The organism is Pseudomaricurvus alkylphenolicus, from assembly GCF_011683955.1.
Lineage (GTDB): Bacteria > Pseudomonadota > Gammaproteobacteria > Pseudomonadales > Cellvibrionaceae > Pseudomaricurvus > Pseudomaricurvus alkylphenolicus.
The window spans coordinates 676,357-692,291 of sequence record NZ_JAAQPI010000001.1 but is presented as its reverse complement, the minus strand read 5'-3'; the positions used below and the strand labels follow the sequence as shown (position 1 = coordinate 692,291).

At 53.3% G+C, this 15,935-nt stretch carries 10 protein-coding genes; 6 read left to right on the top strand and 4 right to left on the bottom strand.

Annotated features, from left to right (window positions below; translation table 11 throughout):
• Nucleotides 1-55: 55 nt before the first annotated feature.
• The 4 genes from HBA55_RS02715 to HBA55_RS02700 all read right to left on the bottom strand — a co-directional run bounded on the left by HBA55_RS02715 (nucleotide 56) and on the right by HBA55_RS02700 (nucleotide 4,510).
• Nucleotides 56-1,042: a threonine ammonia-lyase gene (locus tag HBA55_RS02715; RefSeq protein ID WP_166986691.1), complete on the bottom strand. Its 987-nt coding sequence runs from the start codon at nucleotides 1,040-1,042 to the stop codon at nucleotides 56-58.
• A 69-nt stretch (nucleotides 1,043-1,111) separates the two neighbouring features.
• Nucleotides 1,112-1,885 carry an SDR family NAD(P)-dependent oxidoreductase gene (locus HBA55_RS02710; RefSeq protein ID WP_166986689.1) on the bottom strand — a complete coding sequence of 258 codons (774 nt, stop codon included), beginning with the start codon at nucleotides 1,883-1,885 and terminating at the stop codon, nucleotides 1,112-1,114.
• A 7-nt stretch (nucleotides 1,886-1,892) separates the two neighbouring features.
• Entirely contained in the window at nucleotides 1,893-3,086 is a 1,194-nt protein-coding gene (locus HBA55_RS02705) for a glycine C-acetyltransferase (RefSeq protein ID WP_166986686.1), read from the bottom strand.
• A gap of 38 nt (nucleotides 3,087-3,124) precedes the next feature.
• Nucleotides 3,125-4,510, bottom strand: a complete 1,386-nt coding sequence (locus HBA55_RS02700; protein ID WP_166986683.1) for an APC family permease — start codon at nucleotides 4,508-4,510, stop codon at nucleotides 3,125-3,127.
• A 207-nt stretch (nucleotides 4,511-4,717) separates the two neighbouring features.
• On the opposite strand from HBA55_RS02700, the gene HBA55_RS02695 reads away from it, so the two are divergent.
• From HBA55_RS02695 to HBA55_RS02670, 6 genes are all read left to right on the top strand, one after another.
• Entirely contained in the window at nucleotides 4,718-6,268 is a 1,551-nt protein-coding gene (locus HBA55_RS02695; RefSeq protein ID WP_166986680.1) for a serine hydrolase domain-containing protein, read from the top strand.
• Nucleotides 6,265-7,497, top strand: a complete 1,233-nt coding sequence (locus HBA55_RS02690; protein ID WP_166986677.1) for a serine hydrolase domain-containing protein — start codon at nucleotides 6,265-6,267, stop codon at nucleotides 7,495-7,497. Before HBA55_RS02695 ends, HBA55_RS02690 begins: the two co-directional genes overlap by 4 nt.
• A gap of 225 nt (nucleotides 7,498-7,722) precedes the next feature.
• Nucleotides 7,723-10,077 (top strand): TonB-dependent receptor, encoded by a 2,355-nt coding sequence (locus HBA55_RS02685; RefSeq protein WP_166986674.1) that lies wholly within the window; start codon nucleotides 7,723-7,725, stop codon nucleotides 10,075-10,077.
• 234 nt (nucleotides 10,078-10,311) lie between these two features.
• Nucleotides 10,312-11,889, top strand: a complete 1,578-nt coding sequence (locus HBA55_RS02680; protein WP_166986671.1) for an alpha/beta hydrolase — start codon at nucleotides 10,312-10,314, stop codon at nucleotides 11,887-11,889.
• Nucleotides 11,890-11,907: 18 nt separating this feature from the next.
• Nucleotides 11,908-14,469: an amidohydrolase family protein gene (locus tag HBA55_RS02675; RefSeq protein ID WP_166986667.1), complete on the top strand. Its 2,562-nt coding sequence runs from the start codon at nucleotides 11,908-11,910 to the stop codon at nucleotides 14,467-14,469.
• Nucleotides 14,469-15,932, top strand: coding sequence for an alpha/beta fold hydrolase (locus HBA55_RS02670; RefSeq protein ID WP_166986664.1), 1,464 nt, complete (start codon nucleotides 14,469-14,471; stop codon nucleotides 15,930-15,932). The genes HBA55_RS02675 and HBA55_RS02670 overlap by 1 nt, the downstream gene beginning before the upstream one ends.
• Nucleotides 15,933-15,935: the final 3 nt, after the last annotated feature.

The following is a 15,935-nucleotide window of genomic DNA, read 5'->3' as shown; positions in this document are numbered from 1 at the left end:
GAACTTCCTGAATGAGCACTATTACTCTTGAAAACTATGACAGCAGTATGGCCGATCAGCACGCGGTTTCCAGATATCTCATCGCGTCCTTCAGGCCGGTATTGCCACCCGTCAGAAGACACACTACATTTGAGCCGTCAGCAATGGGCAGTTTATCGTTGAGCAATGCCGCCAAAGTCACCGCGCCCGACGGTTCAGACAGCAGCTTGGTATGGCTCCAGACCAGGCGCATGGCCTCCATTACCTGATCATCGGTCACTGAGACAACGTCGTCTACATAGTGGAGTACGTGATCAAGAATCAGTTGGGTGACCACGGGGCTGCGCAGACCGTCGCATATGGTAGAGGGTATACTTGCCAGAGCCCCTGCTCTTTTATCCCGGTAGGCATTATAAAGGCAGGCGCTGTTCTCAGCGCCAACAACATATACCTTAACAGAGGGTTTGATGGACTTGCACGCCGTTGCCAGGCCGGCGGCTAGTACACCGGAACCACCAGGAATCACAATCACGTCTGCGTCGGGGAGGTCCTCCAGGATCTGTGCCCCCAGAGTTCCGTGGCCGGCAATAAAGTTCTCGTTTTCAAACAGGTTGGGGAAGTAGTAGTTCTTTTCCTTGGCGAGATCCGTGCAGGTCTTTAGAGCCTCATCAAAGGATCGAAACTTCATTTCCACGACCTCGCCGCCGTAGCTGCGTATCAGCTCCTGCTTTTCGGCCGAGGCACCCGGGGGGACAGAAATCAGTGACTGCTTTCCCATCAGGCCCGCGATATAGGCGATACAAAGCCCCTGGTTGCCCGAAGAAACACCGAGAATTCCCTGGCAATGATCATCAACTTCATTTGCCAGGGTATTGAGAATACCAGGAACCTTAAACGAACCCGTTACCTGCAGGCACTCTGCCTTAAAGATTAGTTTCTTGTTGATCATCCTGCTTAATCTGTCAGCAGGGATCAGGGGGGTATGTCGAATACCGGCCTTTAACTTTCGATTCAGCGTCTCGACAGTTAAACGAGCCTTGTTGATATCGTCCAGGGTAACCATTGCGCTCACTCAATTAAATTAGTAACAGAATTGGAAAATTCGATGCCATTCTTACCTGGCATGGCTGATTTACATCATGAGATCGCCACCATTGATATCAACGGTGGCGCCGGTGATGTAGGAAGATTCCTCAGAGCAAAGGAATGCCACCAGATTGGCATGATCTTCGGGCTTGCCAAAGCGGCGCATGGGTATTTTCTTGGCCTCGGCTTCCAGTGCTTCCGGTGGGGCCCCGGCTACCAGCTCAAGCCCTCCTTCAGTGGCAAAGCTGCCAGGTGCGACGGCATTGACATTGACATTATAGGGGGCGGCTTCATTGGCGATGTGCCGGGTCAGCCCCAGTACCGCCGCCTTACAGGCGGTGTAGTGAGCGCCATTAAATGTGCTCATGCTGCGTCCTGCCGAGGATGAGACATTGACGATCTTGCCACTGCGTCTCTCTTTGAATATCGGCAGTACCGCTTTCATGCATTGGAATACTCCGGTAACGTTGACGTCAAACATCCCGCTCCACTCTTCCGCCGGGATGCTTTCTGCGGGGCTGGTGGTGCGCATAATCCCGGCATTGTTAACCAGAATGTCAACGGTACCGAAATAGTCGACCGTCGAGGCGACCAGGTCCTCAACATCATTGGCGTTGGAGATGTCGGCAGCATAGCTTAACGCTCGGCCGCCTTTGTCGATAATCTCGTCCACGGCGTTATCCGCGAGTTCACGACGAACATCACAGATAACAACAGCTGCCCCCTGTTGCGCCAGTAACAGGGCGGTGGCTTTACCGAGTCCACGCGCACCACCGGTGACAATGGCGACTTTGTCGGTGAATCGATAGTTGTTCATCATATTGACCTCATTGTTCCCTATTCCTGATAACGCCAAGTTCGAGCCCTATTTTCTCGAAGACAGAGAGCGCGAAGTCCAGATCTTCGCGACTGTGTGCGGCTGTGTTGATCAAGCGGATACGGGCCTTTCCTTTAGGAACGAGAGGGAAGGTCTGCGCGGCAGCGAAGATGCCCTCTTCAAGCATGCGTTTGGCAAATTGTCTGGCAAGATCCACCTCACCCAACAAGATTGGGGTGATAGGTGTCTGGGTGTTGCCCAACGAGAACCCCAAGTCTTGCATGCCGGTTCTGAAGTAGTCGGTATTGGCCCATAGCTTGTCCACCAATTCGGTCGAGCGCTCCAGGATGTCTAGCGCCGCCAGACATGCAGCCGTATCCGCGGGCGTGGTTCCGGTGGAGAAAGAATGGGCGCGGCCATGAGCATTGATGTAGTCGACAACCAGGCGTTTTCCGGCGATGACACCACCGATAACACCAAAGGCTTTTGAGAGGGTACCCACTTCAATGTCGATTTTTCCATGAAGCCCAAAATGATGGACAATTCCGCGTCCCTGCCCCAAAACTCCATCGCCGTGTGAGTCATCCACCATGGTCAACAGGTTGTATTGCTCAGCAATTTCGCAGATCTGGTCCAGTGGTGCAATGTCGCCGTCCATACTGAAAACGCCATCGGTGACGATCAGTCCGCGTTGGTAATGGGGGAGGTGGTCGGTAATTTTCGCTTGCAGATCATCCATGTCGCAGTGCTCGTATACCACCACTTTTGCTTTCGAAAGAATGGCCGCATCAATAATGCTGGCGTGGTTCAATCGGTCGGAGAAAATGACATCTTCATCACTCATTAACCCGGCGATAGCGGTCAGGTTTGCGACAACACCGGTCTGCACATACATGGCCGCTTCGGTCTCTTTAAACCGAGCCAGTCGTTGCTCCAATTCGATGTGCAGATCCAGAGTACCGGCGATATACCGGACTGCGCCGGCTCCGACACCCCATTGGTCCACCGCCTCTTTAGCGGCTGTTTTCAGTTCCGGGTGATTGACCAGGCCCAGGTAATTATTGGAAGCAAAGTTCAGCATGGATTTGCCTTCGACCGTAATTTGGGCTTCCGCACCCGAGTTCATTACCGGTATATCAAAATCGAGACCTATATCTTTCAATGTCTCGAGACTTTCTTTCATAAAGTCGAGTTTGTTACTCATGTTGTGACCTCTGTTATCTATTGATTCGACAGGAGCTTTCAGCCTTTCAAAGGGTCAGTGATCTCTCGAAGGACGCCGTCGGAAGAATCCCCAATACTTTCTTCAATGTGATCGTTGACACCATGGCTCATGTTTATTTCACGGGAATTCAGAAGATGCTTTCGGATTCCGTAGTAGGCGCATCCCGCCAAAAGAATGATGATCAGCATCTGGGCGGAAGAAGGACTACCCCGTACGCCTATAAGGACAAATATCGCGGATGAGAGGATCAGCCCGGTGCTGAAAAATGCTCTCCAGAAAGGCGATAATCGAAATTCGGATTTCTTCAATTGCTCCGGCATAACCCTCGGTAAGCGCAGCGTAGATACCCCGAGTAGAATCTGGGCCAGCATCAATGCCAATACAATCACAGTTGCGTATTGCGAGATCTTCGCACCGATCAAAACCGCGATAACGGACAACGCCGTCAACAGAACCACGCTGTTATAGGGGGTTCCGTGTTTTCTCGAGGTCCGGGATAATATGCTGGGGAATATTCGAACTCTTGAGAGCACATAAATGTCTCGCGAGTAGCCCAGCAAAAGACTGTTCATGGAAGTGGCTGCGGCGGCAAGAATAGTAAAAGTAACGACGGTTTGTGCCCAGGCCGGGAAGATAATTTCGGCAACGGTGGCCACCGGCGCGCTGTTGCCGGCAAGTTGCTGCCAGGGTACGTGACCAACGATTGCCAGGGATACCGCGGTGTAGCAGAGCCAGACAATTAAAAAACTGATCAATAGCGCCAGTGGAATGGTACGGTGGGGTTTTCTGATTTCACCGCCAATCTCAACCACCACCAGAAATCCGGCGTAGGAAAAAAAGGCTGGAACGGCAACCGAGAACACAGAGCCCATGCCGTTGGGGACAAATGGGGTAAGCAGGGTAGCGTCAATGGTAGCCACACCCGTTACGGAGAAGACAACTAAAATGGTCATAAACAGAATGACCATTATCGCCTGCGCACGTACGGTGGCTTGAGCCCCAAACAGGTTAATCAGGCCAAACAGGATAACCACAGTTACCGCGACCAGTGTTTTATTCACTTCAGGTATAATAAGACTGAGATATTCTGCAAATCCGTGCCCCAGAAGTGCCATCGCAGTGGACACACCTGCGATAATGAGCCATGTCATCAAAAATCCAAAAAAGGGCGACGTCATCTTGGTGGCGAAGACAAAGCTGGCCCCACTGATGGGCAGAACCGATCCAATTTGGGCAGCGATGACACAGGAAAAGGCTGCAACCACCGAAGCGATGGCATAGGCGATAACGACACCGGGACCGGCAATGGCAGCCAGTTCACCGGGGAGAAGGAAAACGGCGGCACCTATAACGAAGCCAACCAGTGTGACAATGGTTCCCCATAAGCCAATCGTGCGATCCATATAACCCTCAATCAGTAATGTTCACGGAATATAATCCCCGGGAGTCAGGTGGGTTCCCGATGTCCCTGTTCGACTCTGGCAATAGTAAGGTGCTCATAAAGACGATCGCCCCCACCAATGTGGGGGGGGCGAGTGATCTGGCGGTGTTATTGTTATGTATAACGCCCTGTCATCAGTTGCGATCTTAATCGCAGGAGTAATGCGGAAATGTTATTTGCTAAAGTAAGACGTGCAGCCGTCGCTGCGATTTGTGTACTCTTGGGGCATCTGGCTCAGGCCAACATTCAAGAGCACGCGGGCGCAGAACTTGACTCGAAAATCAAGCGGTTGATGGGTCAGTACAGCGTGCCGGGCTCTTCCGTCGCCCTGGTGCGCAAGGGTGAAGTGGTTTGGTCCAAGAGTTATGGCATGGCAGACACAGAAGGTGATGTGCCAGTCAACGGTGAGTCAGTATTCCAGGTCGCTTCCGTCTCCAAGTCGGTGACCGCCTGGGGAGTTATGAAACTGGTGGAACAGGGCAAGCTGGAACTGGACGTACCCGTCGAGAGCTATTTGACGCGCTGGCAGCTTCCCCCGTCGCCGTTTGACAACTCACAAGTTACGGTGCGGCGCTTGCTGAGTCACACGGCGGGCACCTCTGTGGGAGGCTACCTGGGAAAAGATCCCGCCCAGCCCCTACCGACATTGGAACAGAACCTGTCCGGTAAGGGTGTTCTCATGGGCGATGTGCGTGTCGTGCAGGAGCCGGGTAGCAGCTGGAGCTACTCCGGAGGTGGCTATACATTGCTGCAACTGTTGATCGAGGAGGTAACACGCCAATCGTTTTCGGACTTTATGCAGCGGGAAGTTCTAACCCCTCTCGGAATGAGAAAAAGCAGTTTTGCGCGGCCACCGATGCTACTGGAGAACCTGGCTACCGGCCATGATTGGTGGGGCAAACCTGTGCCCAATTACAAGTTCAGAGCCGAGGCAGCGGCGTCCATGCTTTCGACGACTGAAGACATGGCGCGATTTGTGGCCGCCAGCATGCCCGGACCCAACGGGGAGCCGATCGGACGTGGCGTACTGGCCAGAGAAACCGTTGAGCTGATGCTGAAAGCCGCACCCGCCACCGACACGGCCTTTGGAGGTCTTTTGCGCAACGGACTGGGTTATATGCTGGTGCCGGGGGAGACCACGATTGGTTTCCACGGGGGCGATAACCAAGGTTGGGAAGCCATCGTCTTGACTCTGCCAGATATGCAAGAAGGCATTGTGATATTGTCCAACAGCGATCGCGCGTCAACGTTCGGCTACCAGCTGGATTTACTAAGTGCCTGGAGTAGACAGATTGCCGGGGACCCCCTTCGCAGCCTTTACCAAAGTGGCGCAGGCATGCGCGATCTGCAATATAAGGTGGCGCTGGCTCTGGTGCTGGTTCTGATCATTTATATGGCCTGGGTGGCCGCTGGTTTGAGGGCCGGGCGCCGCCGCCTGGCTTTGGAGTTCACTCGACGTAGGGTGGTGCGCATAACCTTGTTGGCCTCGGCAATAGGGCTGTGGTGGATTTTTTGGTACTCGGGGCTCGGTAAGGTCATTGTTGAGCCTGACTTGCCGGAGCACTTTAGACCCGTGGTCGCTCTTTGGGTACCATGGCCGACGGCATTTATTTGGATTTCGTGGGCGCTGACGTTCTGGGGCTTCGGGTTGATCGCCAGTGGGTTTGCGCCGGCAGCCAAGCGCTCGTTTACCTCTCAAACAGAGGGTGAAACGGAATGATGCGAATCAGACTTGGTTGCTCGAATTTGATATTGCAGATGAATAAGGCCGCGTTACTCTCGTTACCTCTGATCGTACTGCAACTTGGTGCTTGCTCGGGAGTTAGTGTTAAAGCTGATGCTGAGGTACCGGGTCTCGATCCCTCATTAACTGCTCAATTACAGCGGATTTTGGATGCTGCAAGAACAGACGAGTCCTCCAGATATCCAGGAGTTATCTTCCGGCTTCAATCGCCCACCGGTAGCTGGAACGGGGTTTCGGGTGTGGCCAATATCGTTACCAACAGCGTGATTGACCCGGGGGCTAAATTTCGTTGTGGCAGTGTAATCAAACCCTTTATTGCCACTGTCATTCTACAGCTGGTTGAAGAGAATCTACTGTCCCTGAAGGATCGATTATCGGAGCTATTGGAGCCAGAGATAACGGCCTTTTTCGAGCACAGAGACAGTATTACTGTCAGAATGCTGCTTAACCACACCAGTGGTATCGGTGAGTGGACCGAGGAAATCGATGAAGAGATGCTGCGCGGTATCTTCAGCGGCAAGATATTCTCGGACAAAGAGCTGTTTGCCAAGGCGGCCAAAGCTGGCACTCGCTTCAAACCCGGGGAAAGCTATCGGTACAACAACACCGAATTCAATCTGCTGGGTTTGATTATTGAAAGCAAAACGGGAATCTCCTGGCGAGACAATATTCGCCAGCGAATTCTGAACCGGTTAGCGCTGCGGAATACTCTGCTGCCTGAACCGGGCAACAGGAAAATGCCGAACAATTTTATCAGTGGGTACATGTCTTTTAATGGACAGTTGCTGGATACCTCCGAGTTTGACCCATCGATGGCCGGCGCCGCTGGGGGACATGCGTTGGTATCGAATGCTGAGGACCTGTCGGTGTTTATTGAAGCGCTACTCGACGGTCTTTTTTTTAAACAGCCGACAACATTGGATACCATGTTGACATTTGTAGATACCGTCGAACCAGAAATACTTGGGCGAAATGCCTATGGTCTGGGAATTGGCCGTTACCTACTTCCCAATGGCAGCTACGCCTATGGCCATACAGGCGGCACTGCTGGCTATCAAAGTTTCGTGGTGCACTTTCCTAAGGAGGATATAACCGCAGCTTCCGTTATAAGCATTGAGCAGGGAACCGACAGTCTCTTTGCCTATCTGGTTCCCTCCTTCGACCTTTTGATGGAGAATCAGCAGATCCCGTGGAAAGCTGATTGACAGGTGAGTTGGAGTCGAAACCCTCCGACATCGCTCTCACCGCAGCATTTTAGAATATACTTAATTCAGTCATGATCGATACGGGCTTACCCCCCTTCGGGGGGGGGGCGTACATGGATCAAACCGCAATACTTTAGGGGCAGTTTAGGTTAAGTGGATGGTTATATGACCATCGATCTTTTGTGTACAAAACAATAACCGACTCTCTAGAGTGAGCAACTAACGATGAAAAACCCGAATACCTCCTATTCCAAACTTCATCAGCGCAGTGGGATCCTGGCTAAATCATTATTGGCCACCGCCATTGCTTTAACGGTAAACAGCGGTATCACCATTGCCGATGAAGAGGCTGATCTTTTCCTGGAAGAAATCGTAGTCACGGCCAGAAAGCGCACCGAATCGATGCAGGATGTACCTGTTGCGGTCACAGCGATTCCACAGAGTATCGTATCTGATGGCAACTTGGATGCGATGGAAGAATTCCTGGAAATGGTACCCAACGTAGCTCTGCCCCAGGATGGCTGGACCAGCTCGGATATTTCCATACGTGGCAGTGGCCGTTTGAGTGGCGATGAAGATCCCGGTGTTGGTATCAACCGCGATGGTGTTTATATTGGCGGCCTGTTGACCTCATTTTCCAATTTTTACGACGTCGAAAGCTTTGAAGTACTGCGTGGCCCGCAGGCAGGATTGTATGGGCGTAATGCGGTGGGTGGTGCGATAAACATCAGCTCGGCGCGCCCCAGTTTTGATGAGCATAACGGATATATTGAAGCACAACTGGGCAGCAAGGAGCGTCAGGAATATCGGGTTGCGTCCAACGTCACTCTGATTGACGATGTGCTAGCGGTACGCCTGAGTGGCCTGTATCTCGATCAGAATGAGGGCTTCGGGTACGTTGAAAATCAGGATCAATATCTGGACGCCGGCACCAATGAGTCGGCTCGTCTGAAAATTCTTTATACTCCGACGGATAATCTGGAATTCCTTACCACCATTGAAACCTTTTCTACAGAAGGTGGGCTCAGCGTAGCTGCACATGCGCCGCGTGCGGCCATGGGAAACCTCAACGGCGTGGGCCCTGTCGCTGGAACCGATGTCGATGATACTGACAATTTGCAGCGTAACTTCAGGCAGATCAATACTTCCGATCAGCTGCAGTTTATTCAGGAGATTAACTGGGATGTGGTTGGCGGTACTTTGACAGCAATTTTCTCCTATCGGGATACGGAAGCCGAAACCCTGGTGGATAATGATCGTACCAGTATCGATTTGCGTCGCCATCATATGGACTCCAACCAGGAAAGTACCTTTGCAGAGATTCGTTGGGCCGGGGATATCGGTGATGTTAATCTGATGATCGGTGCAACGGCTTTGGAAGAAAATCTGTCGCTGGGCATCAACAGCTTGTTGGGCGGGGAGTTTGGTATCGATTTTGAGAGCTGGTATTCCTCCGGTCTTATCGGTCCGGAGGCAGTTTTCCTTGGAATTCCGAACTTCCTGGTAGGCACCAGTTTGGCCAACCTGGGGCTGACATCCACGCTCGGTGATGGTGGTGGCTGGGGCGGGCCGCTGGGTGATCAATTCCCGGCGGAGTGGAAAAACGATCAGCAACTGTCCTCTCTGGCCCTGTTCCTGGAAGCCAGTTATCAGGTCACCGATAAACTCGATGTCTGGTTCAATGTGCGCTATACCGAAGATACCAAGGAGATTGATTTCAGTCAGGGTTTCCAGGCATCTTGTCCTATTGCCTGTGAGGAAGTGTTTAATGCTCTTGGTATGAGCGCCACCGTTGCTCTGCAGGCTGAGGAAAGCTGGGACAATGTGTCTCCGTCGGTGGGTGTGAATTACGCTATTAACGAAGACGTGATGGTTTACGCCAAGTACGTAACGGGCTTCAAGGCCGGTGGGTTCAATCGTATTGCCAGCACGGTGGAACGGGTTCCGTTTGACTCGGAGACCACCGATGCCGTTGAGTTGGGCTTGAAGAGCCAGTGGTGGGACAACCGTGTGCAAGTGAATGCAGCTACCTTCTACCAAGTGCGGGAGGATGCGCTGGTGTTGATGCAGGACCCAGGTATGGCGATCAACGACCTGGGTGTCAACGCGGGTGAGATTACGGTTAAGGGCTTGGAGCTTGAGCTTCAGGCGTTACCGCTTGAGGGACTGAATGTCAGCCTGTCGCTGGGATACCTTGATACAGAATTCGAGGAGTTTGAGATCTTTGGCCAGGACCTCAGTGGCAACACCACACCGGTAAACTTCAAATACTCTCTTACCAGTGTGGTCAGTTACAATTATCCGCTGAATGACACCATGGATCTGTTCACCTTTATGTCTTATTACACGGCGCGAGACGGTTACCTGGCTGCAGAGAACGTGAATAAGATGGATGAACCTGAGACCCTGGATCTCCGTTTTGGCATCAAAACCGATGACTGGAAGATCTCTGCGTATGTGGACAACGCCCTGGACCAGCGTTACATCGCTTCAGAACAGGATCCGGCAACGTCCGTTACTCACTGGGGGATATTCGCACCAGGGCGTACCTTTGGTATTCAGGGTGCCTACAATTTTTAATTTATAGCGGTCGTTTGCACTGGAAAAAGGCGCTACCTGAGTAGCGCCTTTTTTCTGCCGCAGCAACGGGCGGGAACTGGCGCGGAGTAATTACCCCCCAAAGGGAGGGGGCGCCCCATTAACGAGGTGTTATGTTAGTGGGTAACACCTAGTCAACAGCCGGATAAACGCAGGAAGTCAACGATGCAGAATACTTTTACCAGGACTCTCATGGCCGGGCTTGGAAGCCTGCTAATGACGATATCAGCCACGGGCGTGGCGCAAGAGAAAGACTATGGCAGTGTCGTACCAGCAGGTGCCAGGGCCGGCGATCTCACGCTGGCTCCCTGTAACGTTCATCTCGAGGGTGACAACCGCCAATACGCGGGTGATTGCGGCACTTTGGTGGTGCCGGAAAATCGTAATGATCCCGGCTCCCGACTGATTGCCCTGCCCGTCACGCGCGTCAACGCCACGGGCAAACAGCCGTTGGAGCCATTGTTCTGGTTTCAGGGGGGGCCGGGTTCTCCCAACAAAATGGGGTATCCCACCGACGGTCTGCTTGAACGCCACGATCTGGTGATGGTGGGGTATCGGGCGCTTGACGGGCAGGTGCATATTCAATGCCCGGAAATCAGCGATGCGCTAAGAAACGTCGACAAGGATTATCTCGGCCGAGATTCCCTCAACCGGTATGCCGAGGGGGCAAAGGCTTGTGTCAATCGACTGGCTGTTGAAGGCATAGATCTCGATGGTTACTCGATCAATCAAACCATTGAGGACAATGAAGCAGCGCGCAAGGCCCTGGGTTATGAGCGGATTAATCTGTTTGGTAACAGCTATGGCACTCGCGTGCAAATGCTCTACCAATGGCGTCATCCAGATAGCATTCACCGCAATGTTATGGTGGCAGTGAACCCGCCAGGGCATTTTATCTTTGACCCCCAGTCACTCGAAAGAATTCTGCAGAAATATTCCCGGTTTTGTCAACAAGATGCCTATTGCAGCAGCCGTACCCCCGATCTGTACGCCACTATGCAGCAGGTTGAGCGTAATATGCCCCGCAGTTGGATGGGGATCGATATTGATCCGGACCTGGTCAAATTTATTACCAATATTGGCTGGCATGAATCATTGGGGACGTCCGCAATGCCACTGCATGCGCCTGCGGCCATAGACATGTGGCTGGATGCCGCCGAAGGCGATGCCAGTGGCATGGCCCTGGTGTCGCTGCTGGCACCACTGATATTGCCGGAGGCATTTGATTGGGGGCACTTCTTCAGTATGGGCGGCAGCGTACCGGACTTCAATGACCCGGATCGTGATTATCTTGCTGAGCTGGCCACCGATACCGGCGACACGGTTATTGGGTCACCACTGTCTTTATTTCACGCAGGTATCATGCCGGGTTGGACGGTAAGCACGGACCAGAGCGTTGGAGAGGTACAGGCCTCCGACATCGAAACCTTGATGATTGGGGGTACACTCGACGGCAGCACACCGTTTGAGTATGCCCGCGATGAGTTGTTGCCACATTTGAGCAACGGCCACCAGGTGGTGATCAAAGGCCAGGGACACACCGAGACCTTTTGGTACAGTCAGGACGAGGCCCGCGCCCGGTTGCTTAACACTTACTTCGAGAGCGGCAAGGTGGATGACTCGCTGTTTGTGGATCAGCCTCCGTTGTTTGATGTTGATACCAGTTGGGGGGGTATCGCCAAGGCCCTGCTGGCTGTGGTGATTGTCGTGCTGTCTGCGATTGCACTGGTAACAGGTCTGGTCATTCGCAAGTTGCTCAGAAACTCCAGCTATCGCAAAACCGTTGAAGCTTGAAAAGGGAGTGATGGACCGATGTTAAAAGCAGTTCTCGCGGGAACGCTGGCCGCGTTATTGTGCGCTTCTTGCGCTCAGGTGGCGGTCAGGGATAACTTTGATGTGGTCATTCTCGATGGCCGGGTGATGGATCCTGAGACTGGCCATGACGCCGTCAAAAATGTGGGAATCAAGAATGGCAAGATTGTTGCCATCAGTTCCGAGCCGATGCAAGGCGAGCAGGTAATTGAAGCCAGCGGACTGGTTGTGGCCCCAGGATTTATTGATCTGCACCATCACGCGCAGGACCTGCTGGGCTACCAGCTTTCCGCCCAGGACGGCGTTACCACGGCTCTGGAACTGGAAAACGGTGCGTTTCCGGTAGGGGCCTGGTATCAAATGCGGGAAGGCAAGGCTCCCATCAATTTCGGTGCATCTGTCAGCCACTCAATTGTCAGGGCGGTTGCCCTGACTGATCTCAATCGTGAGTTACTGACGGGAAACACTGAGGCCGATATCAGCCTGCTGCAGGGACAGACTGATTGGATGACACGGCCATCCTCACCAGCTGAACGCAACCGGATGCAGGGGCTCTTGCGTGAGGGATTGCAAGAAGGGGGGCTGGGTCTTGGTTATCACCTGGCCACCACGCCGGGTGCCGATGAATCGGAGATGTTGGATTTCTACAAGATGTCGGTAGAGGAAGACGTGGCCAATTTCGTTCATATTCGTTCATTTGGTCAGGTGACACCAACCGAGTCGGGGCGGGAGGTCATTGCTGCGGCGAAAGCCACCGGTGCCTCGATTCACGTTGTGCATATTGCCAGCAGTGGTGTCTGGGAAACCCCTGAGCTGCTTGATGTTTTGTATCAGGGCCAGCAAAAAGGCCTGGATATCAGCACGGAAATCTATCCCTACACAGGGGCTCAATCGTCGCTGGATGACCCGCGAGTCTCAAAGGAAAGTATGGAGACCCTGGGTGTTGATTTCGGCATTCTGGAATTGGTAACCACCGGAGAACGCCTGACCGCGGAATCGTTCGAGTACCACAAAAAGCATGCCGAGCAGCGAGATCTGGTGGCTCACATCATGGACCAGGGCCATGTTGATGCCGCTGTGGCGCACCCCATGGTGATGATTGGCAGCGACGCCAGTGGCCCGGTACACCCCCGGGGGGCTGGCAGTTTTTCGAAAATTTTGGGGCACTACGTTCGGGATCAACAGTCGCTCACCTTGATGGAGGCCTTGCGGAAGATGACGCTGATGCCGGCGCAGCGGCTGGAAAGCAGCGTACCGCAAATGAAGACTCGAGGTCGTCTGCAGGTAGGCATGGCGGCGGATATTACCGTGTTCGACCCGCTGACGATTAGTGACCGTGCAACCTATGCCGATTCGGCTGTACCCTCGATTGGTGTTGCTCACCTGTTGGTTGGTGGCGAGCCAGTGATCAGACACCACAGGTTGCTGGAGGATGCCTTTCCCGGTCAGGCGATCAAGCGCTCAGCTGAATCAGCGCCTTTACCGATTGAGGTCAGTTCGCGTCTACAGCATATTTTGGACACGGCAGCAGAGGACAAGGCATCAAAGTATCCGGGCGCCATTTTCCGCATTGAAACACCCAAAGGTACCTGGAATGGCACCTCCGGTGTGTCCAATCTTGAGACCCAAAGCCCGATCGATCCCAAGGCCAAATTTCGTGCCGGCAGCATCATCAAACCGTTTATCACCACGGTGGTACTGCAGTTGGTGGAGGAAGGCAAGTTAGACCTCGACGATAAACTCACCGACCTGTTGCAGCCGGAGGTGACGGAGTACTTCCAGCACAGTGATCGAATCACCTTGAAAATGCTAATGAACCATACCAGTGGTATTGGTGAGTGGACCGAGGTTCTGGACAAAAAATTGGGGAATGAATACGCCTTCGAGGGGTTTCAGAAGAGAATCTGGACAGAAAGCGACCTCTTTGAAATGGCGGTTGAACAAGGAACAAACTTTGAACCGGGGGAAGCCTACCGCTATAACAACACGGAATACAATCTACTGGGACTGATCATCGAGAGCGCGACCGGCCTGTCCTGGCGTGACAATATTCGACAACGAATTCTGGCCCGGCTGGAATTGCAGGATACCCTGGTGCCAGAACCCGGCGATATCAGCATGCCAGGCAGCTATGTGAGTGGCTACGAGGCATTTAACGATGTGATTACCGACGTTGCCGAATTGGACCCATCAATGGCGGGTGCTGCCGGTGGCCATGCGTTGGTGACTAACGCTAAAGACCTGTCGATCTTTATCCAGGCTTTGCTTAAAGGTACATTCTTCGATAATGAAGATACCCTGAATGCCATGCTTGCCGGAGTTGATACAGGAACCGAAGGGCGTTCGTACGGCTTGGGGCTTGGACGCTATACACTTCCCGGAGGACGTTACGCCTATGGTCATACAGGCAGTACCGCAGGGTATGCAAGTTTTGTGTTTCACTTCCCAGAGCAAGATATCACCATTTCCTCGGTCGTGACCGCCGATCAGGGCGAGGCATTCAGCCAGTTCCTGATACCCTCCATGGCAGTCATATCAGAGCATCTGCAAGGTCAAGAGTAATGCGGACCTTCGCCCTTTCCGTTGTGACAAAACTGAGTGCTCTGGCCCTGGTGCTGATCGGTCAAGTCTCTGCCGCACAGGCACCGCAGCTGCCCGATCAGGCCCGGCCCGGGCAGTTCAGCGGTTTCACTCCCTGTGCGCAACAGCAGGTCTATGGTGCGAAGACTCGGCCTGCCGAGTGCGGAACCCTGGTGGTGGCTGAAAACCGGGAAAAGCCCAATGGCCGTCTAATCGCCTTGCCGGTTGTGCGACTGCCAGCCGCCAGTCCGGATGGTCGTGATCCCATTATCCGTCTGAGTGGAGGGCCTGGAGGTACCAACCTTCACCACCCGATACAATCCATGGACTTGCTGAGTCGTTACGATGTACTGATGCTTGGGTATCGTGGTGTCGATAATCAGCAATCGTTGAGCTGCCCGGAAATCAAGCGCGCTGCATTGCTACCCAATCCACTGTCACCACAAGCCAGAGCCGGTGTCGCAGAAGCAACCCGGGCATGTGCAGCGCGCCTGAACGGGCAGGGGATCGACCTGACCCGTTATCGAATGGTCGACGTGATTGAAGATTACGAAGTCTTGAGGCGGGCACTCGGACATCAACGATTCAATCTGTTCTCTTCCAGTTACGGGACGCGAGTGGCGCAGTATTATAGCCGTCTCTATCCAACCAGTGTAGCGCGCTCAGTCCAAGTGGCGGTAAATCCTCCTGGGCGCTTCCAGTGGTCTCCGAAAATCAACCACGACATTATGGTCGAATACGGCAAGCTGTGCGCACAGGATCGTTTTTGCAGTTCCCGTACGGACAATCTCACGGACGACGTACTGGCGGTGCTCAACAGGAATGATTTACGCTGGAATGGGAAGATGATCGACATGGACAGGGTACTTGTCGCTGCGTTTATCATGCTGATGAGTACGGACAGATCCGTCCAGTTTTTTGATGTCGTGCTGGATGCCCGGGATGGGGATACCGAGGGGCTGTACAAGCTTGCTGGAGTCTATGATCAAATGGTGAATCACACCGTTTGGGGTGATCTCTATTCCAAAGGCGGCGTTGACTTTGTTGATGTCAATATTGAGGAGTTTCAAAGAAACCGCAGAACCACCCGCCACCGCCTGGGTTCGCCACTGGGTCTGATCTATTCCAGTGGGATCACCAGCTGGCCACTGCAGCCAGCTCCGGAGGGGTTTGACCGGGCCGTTGTCGATAGTACCGAGACTTTGCTCATCAATGGCAATCTCGATATGTCGACTCCTCTGCAACCCATAGCTGCTGAATTGCTGGAATTCCTGCCCAATGGGCACCTGGTTGCCCTCAAACACTTTGGACACGGCGATATTCGTAGCCCGAGGCTTGCTGATCAGTTGGGCAGACAGATTACCGCATTCTATGACGATGGCTCCGTCCGCGACGATGCCATCAAATTCCGTGAGATCAATTTCAATACCGGCGCAGGCCGTTAATCT